Genomic DNA, 18,362 nt, shown 5'->3' on the forward strand with positions numbered 1-18,362 from the left:
CTGTCCCTATTTATAAGGAGACCTGCTCTGCCGTCCGCTTTCTTATTTTACCTGTGCCTGTACGGAAGTGATCGCTACCACCCCTACGATATCCTCCGCGGAGCAGCCTCTGGACAAATCATTGACTGGTTTTGCAATCCCCTGGGTTACCGGGCCATAAGCCTCCGCTTTCGCCAGACGCTGCACCAGCTTATATCCGATATTTCCAGCATCCAGATCGGGGAATACCAGAACATTCGCTTTACCCGCCACCTCACTGCCAGGCGCCTTAGAAGCCCCGACACTTGGAACGATGGCTGCGTCTAACTGAAGTTCTCCATCCAGTTTCAATTCCGGATGTGTTTCTTTTGCAATTCTGGTCGCTTCCACTACCTTGTCCACGTCCGCGTGTTTAGCGCTTCCCTTGCTGGAATGAGACAGCATCGCCACGATCGCCTCTTTTTGTACCAGCAGTTCAAAAGACTCCGCAGAGGAAGCAGCGATAGCCGCCAGCTTCTCAGGATCCGGATTCTGCTCCAGACCGCTGTCCGCGAATATAAACGTACCGTCCGCGCCATATTCACAGTTGGGAACCACCATCAGGAAGAACGCGCTGACCAGTTTTGTACCCGGTTTTGTCTTCAGGATCTGAAGGCTGGGACGCAGGGTGTCCGCGGTAGAATGGCAGGCACCGGAAACCATTCCGTCTGCATCTCCCATTTTAACCATCATAACTCCATAATATAAGTAATTATTCAATAATAATTTTTCAGCCTCTTCCCTGGTCATGCCCTTCGCCTGTCTCAACTCAACCAGCTTCTCAATATATGCGGGCGTCTTATCCGACGTGGCCGGATCAACAATCACGGCACCGGTCAGGTCCAGACCTTGTCCCACTTCTGCAACCGCTTTTTCGCTGCCAACCAGAATCAGGTCTGCAATCCCCTCTTTTAAAATCTGAGCAGCAGCTTCGTAAGTACGCCGGTCCTCTGTCTCCGGCAAAACGATCGTCTTTTTGTCCGCCTTTGCCCGCTCTTTAATCGTGTCAATAAATCCCATAATCAATATGGCTCCTTTCCTTCGAACCCATCTCAGGGCTCCTTTTATCACAGTTATCAATATTATACCCCTTTTAAAATAGAACGTAAAGGCAAAACCTTGTATTTTTCGCAGTACGTTGGGTGGTGGGGCTGCTTGGGAAGTTTTGCTGTGATGGGGGCGGGAAGAGAGCGGCGCGGCAGCGGACCGGTGGGCGGGGACCCATCTCGTGGGGACAAATCGCTTCGGCCTGACCTAAGAACCTGTAACTCCGATGGCGGGAGAACCTCTTATTGGCAGGGCCTGGAACAAACTCGCCACAGGACGGCTCGGACAGTGTTCCAGGGGTTCTTTCTGAGAGTTGGGTATAGCCTGGTAACCGGAATGCCCGCATACTTATATATTAAGCCGGTTGCGGGCATTCCGGTTATCAGGCTATACCCAACTCTCAGAAAGAACCGTTCCAGGCCCTGCGAGGTTCTCCCACCATCTGCGTAACAAGTTCTAAGGTCCGGCCTCAAGCGATTTGTCCCCACGAGATGGGTTCCCGCCCACCGGTCCGCTGCCGCGCCGCTCTCTTCCCTTGGTTCTTACAGAGCCAGGTTCCATGTACCGAAAGGCTTGTAGATACGAATGGAGTGTCTATGGCTTTTCTCACCAAAGCAGGAGCGTGCAGGCACAGGGGGTGGTTCCGGGGCTGTCTGCGGCCTGGACGGGTTCCCGGCTTGCGGCTGGGGCGGGCGGTATCCGGGGATGCTTCCGGCGGCCGGGTCCTCTTGTGTCTCCCCGGGAGAGCATAGGGCGGCTGCGCATTCGCTTAGTGAAATCGGAAAGCCAGGTTCAGGATGCACGACGGACTTCACGTCCGGCGGGCAAGGGCCTCTGAACCGGAAACACATCATGTGTTTCTGGTGAATAGGCCCGATTCCTGAACCTGGCTTTTCGATTTCACTTAGCGAATGCCAGCGCAAGCCCTCCGCTCTCCCGGGGAGACACAAGAGGACCCGGCCGCCGGGAGCATCCCCGGATACCGCCCGCCCCAGCCGCAAGCCGGGAACCCGTCCAGGCCGCAGACAGCCCCGGAACCGCTCCCTGTGCCTGCACGCTCCGGCCCTCAGCCCCTCGCCCCCCTTCAGCCATCACTCTCTATCTGGTCCTGGAAGAGGGTTTTCTCTACGATCCGGGCTGCCATGGCGACCAGCTCCGCACAGGGACGTTTCTGGTAGTACTGGGGCGTACGGGCTTCGGGGGCGGCGCTGGTTTCCGGCTTGTTCAGGCCCAGGAGCTCGTGGCAGACGATGGAACCGTTTTGCTCTTTGAATTCTTCCGCCATGCGGCGGACCAATTCGTAGTTTTCTTTCTTGGCCTGTTGGTTTTTGCTGTCGGGATTGCCGTTTGACATGCCGGCCAGGAGGGTCATGCCTGAGACAGTACCGCAGACTTCCCGCATACGGCCAAAACCTCCGCCGAAACCGCAGGATATCTTAAGGGCGGTTTCCTGGTCTATGTCAAATAGGTCCGCGTATGCGGTGAATACAGCCTGGGAACAGTTGTAGCCTTCCTTGAACAGACGGACGGCTTCGTCGACTCTGCTTTTCATATGTTTCCTCCAGCGGCGCATTTACTGCGTCATTTATTCTATAGATAGGTAGGTAGGTATCTTTTTCGCCATGTAATTATATGGTAATCATCGGTAACAGGTTCCCATGGTTACATGTTGCCTGCGAGTTTGTCTTTGATGACGCCGAAGCATTCGCGGACCATGTAGTTGATCTGCAGGATCGGGTCTCCGGGGGCAGGAATACCGCTTATCTGGGTCAGCCCCTGTCTGCGGCCGATACTGACGGCCCGGTAGATATGGAAGTTGTTGGTTACGACGGCTGCGGATGGATTTTCTCCCTGCATGAGGGCTATGCTGAATTTCAGGTTTTCGGCGGTGTTGGTGGACCGGTTTTCCTGCAGCATGCGGGAAGCGGGAATGCCTTTTCCGTATAGGTAATCGTACATGGCCTGGGCTTCGGAGATGTCTTCCCCTGTTCCCTGTCCGCCGGAGAGGATCAGTATAGTGTCCGGATGCTCCTGGTAATAAGCATAAGCCGCATCCAAACGGTGGCGCAGGGCTTTGCTGGGAACCCGGCCTTTTACCTGGGCTCCCAGTACTACGGTGTAATCAACAGTCTCAGTGGTCTCCTGGTTCATTCCTCCAATGATAAAACCTTCAATGATGCCGAAGATCAAAAGAATGGCAGCGATGAAGGTTATGAGGCTTATGCCCGCCCAGTTTGGAAGCTTTATGGATAGAGCATGGTGTTTTTTGTATTCCAGCAGCGCGTATATGCCGATAAAAATGATACCGCCGGCCAACCAGAGCCAGGAAAAAGAGGCCCGCCAGCCGGCGTATAGAATTATAGTAATATAATATAGAAGAAACACGATGCCGGATAGGAGAAAGAAAAATCCCATCTTATCTTCCGCAGCATTTCTTGTATTTTTTTCCGCTTCCGCAGGGGCAGGGATCGTTTCGGCCGACTTTGGGGCCTTCACGGCGGAATGTCTGGGCTGCCTTCTGCTCTTTATAGTATTGCTTTAGCTGTTCCTCGGTAAAGATTTCTTTCCACTGGGGCAGTTCATAGAGCCAGTCTGCCTTAGCGTCCACCATATTTTTATAGAGCTTTTCTTTGTCGAATTCCAGGCTGACCTGGGTGTCCTCTTCCATCTCCTCAATCGGATTAGGAGTCTTTAAGCTGTCGTTGATTCCATCCAGGAATCCTACCATAGTCATAACATCGATCTCGTATTTTTCTGCCAGTTCTTTGACGGTTCCGGTTACCGCGGTGTCCGGGGCGTCTAGGAGCTGCTCATAGATTCCTTTTTCAATCTGGAAGTACTCGGTCCAGAAATCCTGTAATTTTGCTTTGTCGGCATTCTGATCGTATGCCCTGTCTCTCCACTGATCTAATAATCCCATATTTCTTACTCCTTCGTGTCTCCTATGAGCGGCCTAAGGTCCGTCATAAGATTTGATTTTGATTAACGGTTATAGTATATACCATTTTACCTTATTTTTCAAAAGATATTTCACGGTTCAGCTCTCCCCTGAAATCTTTTCCGTATTTATCCGTGACCGCGGTGTAGTAGACATCGGATGCCCAGATGTCCTGTTCCAGCATCCGGTAGAACTTCTCATCCATCTGGCTTTTGGCTCCGGATAACTTGGTAACCATGGGAATCTCGCTTCTTTCCTTGATGGCGGACAGCAGATCCCGGGCGGAACGGCGCAGGCCAAGGACTTTGGCATAGCCAATATACCCGTTGTGTACCCAGTCGGCCACGTCGTCACTTCGGATCTCCAGCAGAATATGGAGGAGGGAACGGCAGACACGGGTATAAGTCAGCTGCCTGGTCTTGATGTGGTCCGCAAAGGAACTGAAGCTTTTATAATGGTTTAGTTCCTTTTGGATGCGGGACGACAGATCACTGGAAATATCCTGATATTCACTGATGGGCGGCTGTCCTCTCAAAAGCAGTTTGTATTTTAACATGGAGGAAAAATCATCCTCGTAGATTGGACAGGTGGTCTTATATTCCTGTTCCAGAATTTCAAATACAGATTCCGGAACCTGGTCTCTGAAATCATCGGGTGCTCCGCCGCTGTGCAGGGTCTCCCGGATGGCGGTGGCGGAACAGATCGGCTGGTCTATGGATCTGTCATGGTATCCGGCGCTGATGCGTTTTACTGATATGGGAATGATCGAACTGTTTCTATTATATAGCGCTTTCCGGTATTCCAGGGCCAGAATATTATTCGGCTGTTCCAATACGCAGGCAAGCTCTGGACTATCCAGGCAGGCGGTAAGGGCCTGGCTTCTTGCGGCCGGATAGGTCAGCCCCTCCTTTAATGCGGACCGTATCCGGTTGGATACTTCTTCCGGTTCATCCGCCAGGATGGCAGCTGCCCTGCCAAGAAGGGTATCATCCTCCGTCTCGCAGCCAAAGCTCAGATAGTCCACCACGTGCAGTTTGTCCAGAAGTGCAACGGCGCCGGAGGCAAAGTATTCGGCACTGCCGGTGGCGTAACAGACCGGCAGCTCGATCACCAGGTCCGCACCGTTTAACAGCGCCATCCTGCTGCGGGCATATTTATCTATGAGCGCAGGAACTCCGCGCTGAAGAAAGTTTCCGCTCATGACGACGACCACATAGTCGGCCCCGGTTTTTTCTTTGGCAGCTTGCAGGTGGTACAGATGGCCGTTGTGGAATGGATTGTACTCCGCGATGATTCCTACCGTTTTCATGGTTACCCGCTCCATTTCTGTCCGATTGGCTCAGGATACAAAGATCCTGAACCGTGGAAAATGATCTGAGATGTTATTATCTTATTTCTTTCTATTTATACTGTCAACGCGGGGAAAAATAAATTTTTTAAATTTTTTTACAACTTTTGTATAAAAGTCAAAAAATCTTCCTATAATATGATTAATCTCACAGATGATTTGGCAGCGAAGCCAGGTTGTTTGTAGATTAACAATTGCGTATGCTCTTTGCCGCTGCCGCATCCCCCCCTTTAGGCAGCGGGAAATACGAAAGACAAATTAATACTTATCCTCCCCTTTTTTAAGCGAAACCCTTGATTTATCAAGGGTTTCGCCGTTTGTACGAGCAAAAGTTAATAAAAGTTCAAATAATAAATATTATAAGGGACTAATAAAGTTTACCATTTTATTAGTCCCCTATATTTATTGACTACTATCTAATAAAATAATTTTTTTAATTAATGCAAACATCGCAGGTTGAGTTTCATAAGTACCACTGTATTGAATTTTAACCAGCCGCCCCACATCACTTTCTGATAAGCTTATTCGAGTATTCTCTTCATTTCTAATATCCAATTCGTTCATTCCTATCGAATAAAAAGAATTCTTTTTATTTACGTCCTTTACCATAATTTCAACACTGTTATACTCTGTAATCTGGCATACCATAGTTGAATATTTAGGACGATTCATGTAATTTTTTATAGTTAATGTTACATAAACAACTAAACAGAATCCTATCAAAAAGAGTATTGTGTAAGCTAAACTTTTTTTCATATCATCTCCTTGTGAACTAAATTTCATTGAGTACCTAACACATAAGGTTCACCAGGGTCAACGTTATTTGTCCGATACTGATACATTACTTCAATCAATTCTGTTGTTATCCGAGCTGCGCAGTTACGGTTACTATACTCTATTGCTTCACCTACATGAACACCTAATGCAACCCAACCATTTTCGTCCCAGTAAACATATAATGGAGCACCACTATCGCCATTTGCTGTATCCACGGTATGATCTAGGATCTGCCCGTTATCCGCTACAATCATGCCCATAGCTCTGTAGAGTTCAACCCCATTTTGACTTAAATCACCGGGATAACCTGTGACTAGACCACCATTGTCAACCAAACTTCCCATTTGGTAACGAGCACCAAAGTATCCGTACTGTAGCCCAATATCTTGATCAGCAATTAAAATAGCATAATCGTGTCTGACTCGAGGCAAATTACGTTCTTTTTGATCAATATAAATTTGTGGAACAATTACATCAGTAATATTTACATCTGGATACGATATTTCATCCCCGTTGCGTGCCGGTTCAAATTTCACGGATGTTGGAAAAGATTCAAATTCATGTCTATATACAGCATGTGCCGCTGTCATAATCACATTTTTACCGAACAACCAACCCGTAGCACTATAAGATTGAATACCCTCGGGAGTATCATATGTAATAACTACACGTCCAATTCTGGAATAAGGATTCGTTTGATATGCATTATGAACTCGTACCCTGGTATCGGTACCGATAATTATTCTAGGCGACGCGGTTAATTGTGTAACCGTCCCTTCAAAATCAGGTAATACTCTTACCGCCGAAGTTCCCACATATGGCATACTCTGTCTGAACGCTTGCTGATCAGATAGATTCCAAGTGATCAGCGAAACAAGCGGAACGTCTCGAGTTGCTGCAAAAGCGCCAATAGAATTTAACACTAAAGACATCATAAGTACAACACTAAAAACAATTGACATCCATGATTTCTTCTTCACTATATCACAATCCTTTCCACTATTTAGTTTTTGAGTTTAATGATACCATTTCAGAATTTGTAAAGATATCAGACCATCCCTATCACTTCCCCTCATTCTTTTAATTTATTTAGCAAAATAAATCAAGTGAATGTATAGTGATAAGAGGTATACGAATAGCAGAAAGTTAACTGTTATATATATTATACCACCATGAATCATTTAAAATGTCAATAATTGTCAAAGTCCTTGTTCCTTATTGTATCATATTTTATTATTTTCCCATACCATAGTTTTCATTACCATTAAAAATTAATCATTTGATAGATCAAATATTTCTCCCTCTTAAATAGAGGTAATATAAACCACACATATACAAATAAATGATCACTAAATCATTTCACCACCAGTTCGGAGAGAACCTTCAATACTTCTGAAAATTCATCTGTATCTGTACGCTGGGCATTATCATCGTTGGCTATCTGTTTAATACGTTTCAATTTTTGCTAATCTAATTATAGGAGGTATTAAAATTGTACTGTTTCGAAAAAAGAAAGAAGAAAAAAAGGCATACTGCTGTGATGTTACCTGTGACGCTAACATAATGGCGCAGGCAGAAACGGTAAGTACCTAACGCTTTATGACCTTGTGCCCTGGTATCGGTACCGAAAATTATTCCAGAAGGCGCATTTAATTGTGTAACCGTCCCTTCAAAATCGGGTAATACTCTTACCGCCGGATTTTCTCACCTATGGCATTCTCTGTCTGAACTCCTGCTGATCAGTGAGAGAATCACCTGATTGTCCTGCCTTTTTACCGCTGACATGCTCCTCCAGGCTATTGAAACGACTTTAATTCCGTAAAGGATCTTCTCTGTAGGGAATCTTCTCTCTGGGGAAGGACTATCGCTTCCACTTCCTGAATACCCAGACCGCTTAAATAGCGAGCGACATAACCGGTCTCCGCTATCTGCAGTTCCTCCAGGCAGGCGGAAAAGCCGGCCGCGTCCGCACGGGCCAGGAAGTCAATCATCGACTCCAGATAAGGAAGAAAATAGCGGTTCGTCTGCTTCCGATCCCCATGCAGATTCCACAGAGGAAATCCCCAGAAAAGCTGGCGCGCCAACTCGGTATATACTGTACAGATTAGCGGATACGGGGCATTATGAGATATAAATTCATAGATGGTATATAGCAAAATGTTATAACTATCGGATCGCCTGATTTTCTCCAGCTTTTCTATCCACTGGCTGCGGGAATGGCTGCTGATGGATTTTAAAGTGATTTGAGCGCAGTCACGGCAGGAGAAGGCTAAAATATGGAAACTCTGTAAAAATTCCAGCAACCGTTTTTGAATCAAAGGGTCTGTTAAATCGCAGTTCTCAGCACTGTCCAGAGACGACAGCACCTTTGTACCCACTCCGTTGACCGATTGCGTAGCCCCGAGCTTATTAAGCAGCGCTATGGTCCGGCGGACAGTATTGAGGCTGACCTGTTTTTCCAGGGCCAGTGTTTGAGGCGGGGGCAGGTAATCTCCGGCAGGATAGACTCCTTCGCGGATCGCTATCAATAATTCTGTACACAGGGAATAGCAGACCTGAGAAGTCTTTTTATAAAGATTCCAGCTAAAGCCAATTTGTTCGCCCCCGGTCTCTTGGGGGATGTATTTATGATAGAAAGTGTGCAGACCTTCGTAATATTTCTCCGTGCTCGCTTCCCCGGCATTCCAGAGGGCTTCCCAATCTTTTTCCCGAACCGCCCGGATACTGTCCAAAAGAGGGCTGACACCAGCGTTTATCGGTGGTAAGTTCTGACGGATACTGACCAATGGTCCCTGAAAGAACAGGAATAAATGCCATAATAGCTGTAAAAGCATATCGTTGCCCAGCGGACTATATAGCAGCTGAAGCTGACGGGACATCCTGTATATCGGTGCTATATCTTTTATTCTGGAGAGCCGTTCCAGCTCATCGAGATTCTCCCGGGTGGCAGTCTTTAACGCGAACCATTGTGCAAAATTGGCCAGCATCCCTGCCGACTGTGCAAAAGCGAGCAGCGGCTCCCTCCGGCAGGAAAAGTATTGCCGGAAATTCTGACGGATTTCTTCGTCCGTGTATTGAATCTTTACCGTGGCTCCCACACAGGTTCTTAAGGTTATATAACCATCTTCTTTTAACCGCAGGTATGCAAGACGCACGGTATCAACGGAAGCCAAAAAATAGGTACTCGCCTCTTTGATCGTAGGAAGAGAATCCCCGCAGCGATGCATCCCGAACTCGATCTGCATCTTCAGCAGCTCATATATAATTTGCTGTAATGCTCTTCCTTTTGGCATTGAAATCCCTCCCTTTGATTTAAAATCAAGCAAATTATATCACACAAAACCTCTTTTTTGTATATTTTTGGGTATATACCGGATACTTTCTCACAAACCCTTATTTTTCAAACCTATATAGTTGGATAAATCCTATACTTGTACAGTTGCTATTTGTATTTTGTTTTGATATACTTTATTGGTAAGTGAGTAAGGAAAGTGTATACCGATTTCTTTTAAGAGCCTTTGCCCATGACACGGGCAAGGGCCTTTGGGAAATTTCTTAAATAAGGAGGCTGCATATGGCTCAACCATTGAAAAATAACTATGGGGTGGAACTGACCGGCGGTGATGTTTCTGAGGATTATGAACTGCTGATGAACACCATGCAGGTCAGCGTCAGCAAACATATTCTGGATGAGCATTTTACTGCCATCTGGAGTAACGCCTTTTACTATCAGCTGATCCGTTATCCCAAAGAGGAATATGAGGCTTTATTCCATAACCGCCCGGACCTCTATTATCCATACCATCATTACGAGGAAGAGCTTCGTAAAATTCAGGAAGTCGTGCTGGATGCCATAGAAACGGGAAAAACAGAGTACAGCCTGACTACCCGGATGCCGGTGAAGGGCGGCGGGCATGTCTGGGTACAGCTGCACGGTGTGATTACCAAAAACATGTTCGACGGCTATCCGGTTGCCTATTCCGTATTGGTTAACATCGATGACACGGTAAAGATGCAGCAGGCCCAGTCCATTACCTACAACAATATCCCCGGCTTCGTGGCAAAGTACCTGATCAGGGATTATCTCCATATTGATCTTCTGGAGGCAAATAAACAATTTACAGAGTTTTTTGGGACCACTCAAACCCGTTCTGTGGACGATCAGCTTTTCCGGATGAATGTGGAATCCAACAAGGAATCGATTATCCCACAGATGGAGCAGGTTCAAAGAGGCGAACATGTCCGTTTTCTGGCCCGCCTCCAAAACCGGGAGGGAAAATCTCTCTTCATGCAGGCCAACGGCGACTGTGTAGACTGGATCGATGGCTCTCCGGTCTATCTTCTGACCTATATCGACGTGACCGATCTGACGGAGCTGCGCCAGATGCAGGAGAAGCTTCAGGAGCAGAAACAGCAGCTGCAGGATGCCCTGTTCAGTGCGCAGAAGGCCAATTCCGCCAAGCGGGATTTCCTGTCCCGTATGTCCCACGAGATCCGCACGCCGATGAACGCCATCATTGGCATGACGACCATTGCCGCGGCCCATCTGGATGAACGGGCCCGCATTGAGGACTGCCTGGAAAAGATCAGTTTCTCCTCCAAACATCTGCTGGCTCTCATTAATGATATTTTGGATATGTCCAAGATCGAGGACGGCAAGCTGACCATCAATCGGGCGCCTTTTTATCTCAAACAAGTACTGGATTCCGTCTCCACGATCATCTATACGCAGGCGGCCGCGCGGGGAATCGACTTCAAAGTGTCCGTGCAGGACATGGAGGAGGAAGAGCTTCTGGGCGATTCCATGCGGGTCAACCAGATCTTAATCAATCTCCTGTCCAACGCGGTGAAATTTACACCGGAGCATGGAAAGGTACAATTGGAGGTAAAAAGGCTGGACCGGCGCGACAACAGCATAAAGCTTTGTTTTACTGTCAGTGATACCGGCCGGGGAATGAGCGAAGAATTTTTAGAACGGCTCTATCAGCCGTTTGAACAGGAAAACACCATTGGCGGCACTGGACTTGGGATGCCGATTACTAAGAATCTGGTCGGTCTTTTGGACGGTACCATCTCTGTGAGAAGTGTGCCGGACAAAGGCACTACCTTTTCGGTGGAGCTTCCCTTTGGGGTATCCCAAAGGCAGCCGCCTCTGACCTATCCTGCCATGGGCACTCTGCGTGTCCTGGTAAGCGATGATGACCCGGATGACTGTACCTATGCGACCCTGCTGCTGGATAAATTCGGCATCAAGCCCAAATGGGTGCAAAGCGGCAGGGAGGCGGTTGCGGAGATTCGCCAGACTTATGACGCAGGGGAAAATTACGACATCTGCCTCATTGACTGGCAGATGCCGGAGATGGACGGCGTCGAAACCACACGCCAGATCCGCCGGATCGTCGGATCGGATACCCTCATTATCATTCTGACAGCCTATGATTACGGTGAGATCGAGACAGCTGCCAGGGAGGCTGGCGCTAATCTCTTCCTCTCGAAGCCGCTGTTCGCATCCTCCCTGTATAACGCTTTGATAAGCGCAACCGAAATGGGAGCCCCCCTTCCCAAACCTCACGCATTGATCAAATCCAATTCGCTGGCCGGAAGAAAAATCCTTGTAGCGGAGGACAATGATCTGAATCTGGAAATTGCCGTGGAAATATTGAGTATGGCCGGTGCGGACGTGGACAGCGCTCACACTGGAAAGGAAGCCGTCGATTGGTTTCTCAGCTCTGAAGGAAGAACCTGCGACGCCATTCTGATGGATATCCAGATGCCGGAGATGGACGGATACCAGGCGGCCAAGGCGATTCGCCGCTGTGCCTGCCCCAATGCCGGCACGATCCCTATCATCGCCATGACCGCGAACGCCTTCCGGGAAGATGTGGATGCAGCTTTGGCCGCCGGTATGGACGCCCATGTGGCAAAACCTATTGATGTGGAAGAACTGTACCGGACACTGGGGAAATGCTTGAAAGATATTAAATGACAATGAAATGATTATAGTAAAGTACAGGGCCATTGCCTTTAAGGCACTGGCCCTGTTTCCAAAATCGGCAGCAATTATTTCACAACGTCCCAGACAGTAAACCAGCACTCCGGGGTGAACTACAAGTTCATCGGATTATATCCGCTCCTGCACTCCTCTTTCATAAAATATCCCAGCAAAGACCAGCCCCAAAATGGGTTCAGTCCCGTTCCTTCTCCGGTTTCGGTTATATAATATTCCCGGTCGCCGGATTTTTCAATCAGTTCCCGGGTCTTAACCGCAATCGTCAACGCAATATCCGGATACCCATAAGCCAACAGGCCGTGCATGACCATATAGTTTGTCGGTACCCAAGTATTAGCCCGCCAATTGCAGCCGATATCTGTGTCCAGGTGAACCGGACTGTAGTAAGGCTCGGATGCCGCCAACGCAGGCAGCGGATAAGGACGCCAGAATTCCTCTGGATTCAGAATATGCTGCTCAACCAGCCGGCCTGCCTGTTCTTTCTCAGCGATCCCGGCCCATAGCGGCAGCAGTCCGGATACGGATTTGACCCGGATCGCTTCGCCGGACCGCATATCCCGGTCATAAAAGTAACCGTCCTCTTCGTCCCACATCGTCAGAACTGCTGTTTTTCTGATGTTTGCGATCAGACGATACTTCCCGGCTCTTTCCTGATCCCCATAATATCTGCAGATATCCGCGAATGCCAGACATTCCCTGTACAGGTAGCAGTTCAGGTCCACTCCTTCACAATAATCAGACCGCCATACACCGGCCCGCTCGTGCTGATCGTCCATGCCGGTTTCCACAGAACTTCTCCAATAGGACAGATTATTATTATCCGGATCCCTTGCATACAGCCAGTAATCCAGGGATCTTTGCAGTTTCCTGTAATTTTCTTCTTCCAGCCAGTCCAGATGCCCGTCATGGCGCAGACACAACAGCGTAATCTGGGACAGGAACGGTTTTACCATTTCGAAATCCTCTTCTCCGGAATAACCGTTTTGTATCGCTCTCTTGGTGAATCCATCCTCCTGCTGGAAGGCTAAGTAAATCAGGACCGCATTTCTCATACGCACCGTATCCTGACCCATATAAAGCTGTACGATTCCTTCAAAATACTGATCCCAATCATATAGTGTCGTGTTGGCATAGCCCGTATAATACGAAAGACCCGTTTCCTCATTTACCGCCAAACCGTGATCCATCAGCTCCCTAATCCGTATACGTTCTTTTTCGGTCAGGCTTGACGCAATCTTCTCCATCATCGTTTGTTCCATTTGCTCCATCATCTGCCCCTTCCTTTTTTCATTTGCTTCATCATCTGCCTATCCCTGCGCTCAGTCTGGTCTATGATTGTATGATCTATTCTCTCCATATAATCTCCTATTCCCAGCAGATTCCCGGCATTTTCCGGATCTTAACTCCATCCGGCGCGCTCACACTGGCATGTATCGTACCGTCCTCATCCTGTCCGGCCGAAATGCAGACCTCACCGTAAGGAGTGGGAAAGCTTCCTCTCACCCATTTCAGGTCGCCCAGTTTCGGTTCCGCCCCGATCAGTTTGCATCCGGGCTCCAGCACTTTCAGGCCCAGTACGTTCTCCGTCAGCCAGGGTGTGACACCCGATGCCCATCCATGGCAGAGACTGTGCCGGTAACCTTTGTAACAGTATCTCCCGAAGGTTCCGTGAATGTCCACCTCCTCCGGGTTTTCGACCAGGCTGTCGATCGGAGCCGCGTGCTCCATCCATTCCACATCAAAATCCTCCCAGAATGTCGTGGCCCCCAGGCGGAGCATTCCCCCCCAGTAATCCCGGACGCAGTCCAAACATCCCGTCAGGTCCCCCGCCATAGATCGGGCGGTTAGAATATAATATCCCATAAAAGTTGACATTCCCTTCGCCCCGCCTGCCTTCAGCAGATTTTCGTTGGCGGTATCAGCGTCCAGGAGTCCGGCCATGACCAGAAGAGCGGCGGCCTGTTTGGACTCTTTATAATCAGACGGATATTTTTTAAGTCTGATCAGGTCTTCCCCGCAGCGCAGTTCATATTCTTTCTCTCCCAGGATCTGAAAGATTCTCTGAAGTTTCTGCGTCGCAATGGTATGCAGTGCCTGGAGTCCGGCATCCACCACCACAGTGTCTGCATGGGAAGGCCAGTCCAGGAAACGAATCTGAGGGGTGGTATCTTTGCCGTTTTCATCGATGGCCTCTGAGAGCTGATCACTGAGTCTTTGCAGATAATCACGGTTGGATTTTAAGTATTCCAGGTCATTGGTGTGCAGGAAATAATCATGGAGGATCAGTATCCACCACATAGAATAAGCAGGGTAGCCGTTCATCCATCCCGGCAGCGGCGTCTCCTCTTTTACGAAATCCAGGCTCCGGGTGATACTTAAATCGGAACCGAATACCGCCTGTATCGTAGTGATCTCCGGATGCATGTCTCCGACCCACACCAGCCGGTCCCGTTTAATCCCGTCCCAGATGTAGTCCTGCATATTCAGATGTACCGTATAGGCCCCTGTATACCAGATCCGGTTCAGCAGCTCATCGTTGCTTTGAAAGCTTCCCCGATATGGAACATCCTTGATGATCAGCACTGCCTTCACGGTTTTCAAGACCAGTTCCGCCTGCTCTTCCATCAGGTCAAGCCGTACGAAGCGGAATCCCGTCTCCCCCACCGGCGTCATGCTCATGCTGCCTATATTCGTGAGTATATCCCGATTGGCGTGATCATTCGTGGCATTTTTATCATCTCCGATATCGCTCATGGCTTCCATCGCAGATTCACCGAAACGGACCCTGACTTTCGCCCCCGTTCCTTTATTTTCCTTCCACGCGGATATGATAATCCCCCCGTGGATCTCCGCACCAAAGTCCAGCAGTACGCCTGCCTTTTTCCCGTTGTTTCTCAGAATACAGGGATTCTTGGCCTCCAAAGAGATCTGGACCGACCGGTCCAGCAGCAGCGCACTGCTGTTTTCCACCTGCGCGCCTTCCTCTTCGGTCTGCCACAATATTTTCCGGGGACACAGATAAATACGTTTTCTTACATCCTTATCAGCAGCCGGCCGGATATTATTTTCTATTATATTCAAAAAACTTTGACCGTCTTTTTTTTCTATTTTCATTATTATACTTCCTCCAGTAGCGCATTTACCGCGCCTATTTCCACTTCAGCATTCGATGGGCATAGTAAACGGAGCCCAGAATCAGCATTCCAGAAATCAGCATATTGATCTGCATGGAACCAAAAATCATACCTCCGATCTCAAGTCTCACCTGTTCCAGCCGGGAAATCAGCCTGGAACCGGTAAAACTCCCGATAAATCCTCCGCAGGCGGTTACCGCAGTGGCCAGTCCCAGATAGGCCATAGCCCGATCCGGTTTTATATAATCGTAGGGAATCATAAACTGAGAGGTAACCAGTCCGGTGGAGATCAGTCCGCTGGTGAGAAAGATCACCAGGATCAGACCGATTGACTGTGACGTCACGAGAGGCCATATGAAAAACTGGACACCCAGTGATGCAGTGGTAACCAACAGAATCCGGTTCCAGTGAATCCGGTTGGCGATTCTCCCCCAGATCGGTGCGACGAGCATCTGTATCAATACCTGCAGCGATGTCAAAAGCATCACGTGGGTAAATGATAAATGCAGCTTATCCAGCATATAAGCGTTATAATATGGATTTGCCATATTTATGGCAAAGTTTAACCAGAACATGTAAAATAGGAACATCCCGAACCTCCGGTCCGACCGAAGGCAGCCCACATACTTTTGAAAGGATTGCTTTTCCTGCGCCGGGTGCATTTCCACATAGGGGATCTTACGGATAATGGCATAATCCGCCGCGGCAATCACTGCGGCCGCAAAAAACACCGCAGCAAACCCGATATATTCCCTCTCATTTGCTTTTAATTCATCAATCAGCATACCGCCAAGGAAAGACAGCACGGTGGTTATCACAACCACGATCCGGTCCCGTCTGGCGAAAAATGTTCCCTGTATATCGGCGTCCACCATATTTACCATCCAGTAATTCAACCGGATACCGGAACTGGCGGCAATCGTGTAGGCAAATGCCAGGATTACTCCCGCCATCGCAGTCCGGGCGCTTAGTGTACCTGCTATCCGCACATCCTGGCCCGGAAGGAACAATGGGACCAGGATAATACTCAGGATCAGCATTCTTCCCGCAAACACCATCCGGTTAATGGTCCTGCCGGAGTCCGGAAGCCCCGACCAGATACGTTCCAGCATTAACTGAAAAATATTGGCCAGCAGAGGGATGGACAGCACGACCCCTACTTTTGAAGGCGCCACGCCCAGATACAGCAAAAAACCTGTCATCAACACCCCTGAAACCAGGCTGTTATATACGGATGCCATCACCTGGGAAGCAAGAAACCGTTTTTGTTCCGGACGCAATGGCCTCACTTCCTTCTGACGCTCACTTTTCATACGTTTATCCCTTTACGGCTCCTACCATCATCCCTTGTACATAATATTTCAGGCAGCTTGCCGTCGCGATCAGCAGAGGAATGGTACCGATGATAAATGCGGCTGCGATCAATCCCATATCATTGGTCCCTTTGCCTGCCGCGTTGTTGAATACGATCTGGCAGAAGGTCTTGACATCGTCACCGCCGGTTATAGCGATGGTGGGCCAGATATAGTCATTGTACATGGCAACCACCGAGGTGATTCCCACAGTAATCAGAATCGGTTTGGACAGCGGCATGGCGATTCTGGCGAACATGCCGAACTCTCCCGCTCCGTCGATCCTAGCCGCCTCAAAAATATCTCCGGGCAGTTCCCGGAAAAAGGATTCCGCCAGAATAATACCCATCACCTGCTGGCCTGCCACGTAAGGAATGATCAAAGCCCAGAACGTATCCACAATGTGCAGTCCTTTTACTATGTGAAAGTTCGGAATGATCAACAAAGTATAGGGGATCATCATGACCGCCAGGATCAGGGAATACAGCACTTTTCTGCCCCTGAACTCCATCCTGCCGAACGCGTAGCCCGAAAGCGCCACGATGATAATGATGAAAAACAGGGAAATCCCACACACATAGATCGAATTTAATACAGGTTTGAAGATAAATTCCATCGCTTTTCCAAAATTAATCCAGTATACAGGATTCGGAAGGCCTAAAAAGTCATTGGTAATCATGACATTGGGCTTTAAAGACATATTCATCAGCATTAAAAACGGAAATGCCGTAGTAATCAAAAGCAGTATGACAACCAGTCTGGACATAACATAGCCCGGCGTTATTTTTCTCTTTACTCCCACGTCAGTCACCATCCTTTAACAATTTTCTGGAAATCATGGTAAGCAGTATGATCACAAGGAACAAGACCACCCCCAGAGCGGAAGCGTATCCAAAGTTCCCGTCTCCGAAAGCTACCTTGTACATCTGAAGAGCGGGTATCATGGTCGCGTAGCCCGGTCCTCCGTTGGTCGTGGCCGCTACCAGACCGAAGCCCGACAGGCTGTTGATCAGGGAAAGGGTCACTACGATTTTTGTATAAGGCCTGACATTGGGCAAATGAATGTCTTTTACCACATTCCAACTCGTAGCTCCGTCCACGATGGCTGCCTCATAGAGTTCCTCCCCGATCATGTTGATCCCCGAGTGAAAGATCAGGAAATACATGCCGGATACAAAGGGGAATCCGATCAGCACAATGGCGAACAACGCTGTTTTTTCATCGTTCAGCCAGTTATGTATCCATCCGTCGGCACCGATTTTCTGAAGAATGGTGTTAAATCCAAAATTCGGGTTATACAGGTATTTCCAGATCAGAATTACAACGATAGAGGGAACCAGCATCGGGATGACAAACGCAGTCCTCAGGAATCCTGATATTTTCTTATGTTTGATAAAAAACAGCAGTTCCGAAGCCAAAAGCGGGAAGAACACGCTGAAGAATACGGCCGCCACCGTAATCACGACCTGGTTTTTAAAGGATGTCAGAAACATGTCATCATGAAACGCATCCAAATAGTTCCGGATTCCGATAAAGTTTGAGCTCTTATCCGTAAAGGAGGTAAATACGGCGTTCCCTATGGCATAGTATGAAAATACGGCCAGCAGAATCACCGTAGGCGCTATAAACAGATAAGGGATCATCTTTGCACGAAATGTTTTTTTCATAAACTCCTCCAGTGCCGCAGTCCCTGCGACCTATCTGCATCCGGTATTATCATTTCGCATTTCGCAGTATT

Annotated in this window: 14 protein-coding genes; 1 reads left to right on the top strand and 13 read right to left on the bottom strand. The window is 48.5% G+C overall.

Annotation, left to right across the window (positions count from 1 at the left end):
• Positions 1-42: 42 nt before the first annotated feature.
• From pta to ABC831_RS13995, 8 genes are all read right to left on the bottom strand, one after another.
• The gene (pta, locus tag ABC831_RS13960) at positions 43-1,038 is read right to left on the bottom strand and encodes a phosphate acetyltransferase (RefSeq protein ID WP_343248717.1); all 996 of its coding nucleotides are present in this window, start codon (positions 1,036-1,038) and stop codon (positions 43-45) included.
• A gap of 1,111 nt (positions 1,039-2,149) precedes the next feature.
• Positions 2,150-2,617, bottom strand: coding sequence for a C-GCAxxG-C-C family protein (locus ABC831_RS13965; RefSeq protein ID WP_343248718.1), 468 nt, complete (start codon positions 2,615-2,617; stop codon positions 2,150-2,152).
• Between the two features lie 110 nt (positions 2,618-2,727).
• Positions 2,728-3,480 (bottom strand): YdcF family protein, encoded by a 753-nt coding sequence (locus ABC831_RS13970; RefSeq protein WP_343248719.1) that lies wholly within the window; start codon positions 3,478-3,480, stop codon positions 2,728-2,730.
• A gap of 1 nt (position 3,481) precedes the next feature.
• Positions 3,482-3,985, bottom strand: a complete 504-nt coding sequence (locus ABC831_RS13975) for an SEC-C metal-binding domain-containing protein (protein ID WP_343248720.1) — start codon at positions 3,983-3,985, stop codon at positions 3,482-3,484.
• A gap of 91 nt (positions 3,986-4,076) precedes the next feature.
• Complete coding sequence (locus tag ABC831_RS13980) at positions 4,077-5,312, bottom strand: nucleotidyltransferase (protein ID WP_343248721.1); 1,236 nt, start codon at positions 5,310-5,312, stop codon at positions 4,077-4,079.
• 441 nt (positions 5,313-5,753) lie between these two features.
• Positions 5,754-6,107: a hypothetical protein gene (locus tag ABC831_RS13985; RefSeq protein WP_343248722.1), complete on the bottom strand. Its 354-nt coding sequence runs from the start codon at positions 6,105-6,107 to the stop codon at positions 5,754-5,756.
• Positions 6,108-6,130: 23 nt separating this feature from the next.
• Positions 6,131-7,108: a trypsin-like serine peptidase gene (locus ABC831_RS13990; RefSeq protein WP_343248723.1), complete on the bottom strand. Its 978-nt coding sequence runs from the start codon at positions 7,106-7,108 to the stop codon at positions 6,131-6,133.
• Positions 7,109-7,924: 816 nt separating this feature from the next.
• Positions 7,925-9,421, bottom strand: coding sequence for a GntR family transcriptional regulator (locus ABC831_RS13995; RefSeq protein WP_343248724.1), 1,497 nt, complete (start codon positions 9,419-9,421; stop codon positions 7,925-7,927).
• A gap of 281 nt (positions 9,422-9,702) precedes the next feature.
• Between ABC831_RS13995 and ABC831_RS14000 the strand changes: the two genes are divergently transcribed.
• A complete protein-coding gene (locus ABC831_RS14000) occupies positions 9,703-12,114 on the top strand; it encodes a response regulator (protein WP_343248725.1) in 2,412 nt (803 codons plus the stop codon).
• A 119-nt stretch (positions 12,115-12,233) separates the two neighbouring features.
• Here the strand turns inward: ABC831_RS14000 and ABC831_RS14005 are convergent, their stop codons facing one another.
• From ABC831_RS14005 to ABC831_RS14025, 5 genes are all read right to left on the bottom strand, one after another.
• Positions 12,234-13,409, bottom strand: coding sequence for an MGH1-like glycoside hydrolase domain-containing protein (locus ABC831_RS14005; RefSeq protein WP_343248726.1), 1,176 nt, complete (start codon positions 13,407-13,409; stop codon positions 12,234-12,236).
• A 94-nt stretch (positions 13,410-13,503) separates the two neighbouring features.
• A complete protein-coding gene (locus ABC831_RS14010) occupies positions 13,504-15,252 on the bottom strand; it encodes an alpha-L-rhamnosidase-related protein (RefSeq protein WP_343248727.1) in 1,749 nt (582 codons plus the stop codon).
• Positions 15,253-15,286: 34 nt separating this feature from the next.
• Positions 15,287-16,585, bottom strand: a complete 1,299-nt coding sequence (locus ABC831_RS14015) for an MFS transporter (RefSeq protein ID WP_343248728.1) — start codon at positions 16,583-16,585, stop codon at positions 15,287-15,289.
• Positions 16,586-16,589: 4 nt separating this feature from the next.
• Positions 16,590-17,426: a carbohydrate ABC transporter permease gene (locus tag ABC831_RS14020; RefSeq protein WP_343248729.1), complete on the bottom strand. Its 837-nt coding sequence runs from the start codon at positions 17,424-17,426 to the stop codon at positions 16,590-16,592.
• Position 17,427: 1 nt separating this feature from the next.
• Complete coding sequence (locus tag ABC831_RS14025; protein WP_343248730.1) at positions 17,428-18,291, bottom strand: carbohydrate ABC transporter permease; 864 nt, start codon at positions 18,289-18,291, stop codon at positions 17,428-17,430.
• Between the last annotated feature and the right edge of the window lie 71 nt (positions 18,292-18,362).

This window comes from Diplocloster hominis, assembly GCF_032380655.1.
In the GTDB taxonomy this organism is placed as follows: Bacteria; Bacillota; Clostridia; order Lachnospirales; family Lachnospiraceae; genus Diplocloster; species Diplocloster hominis.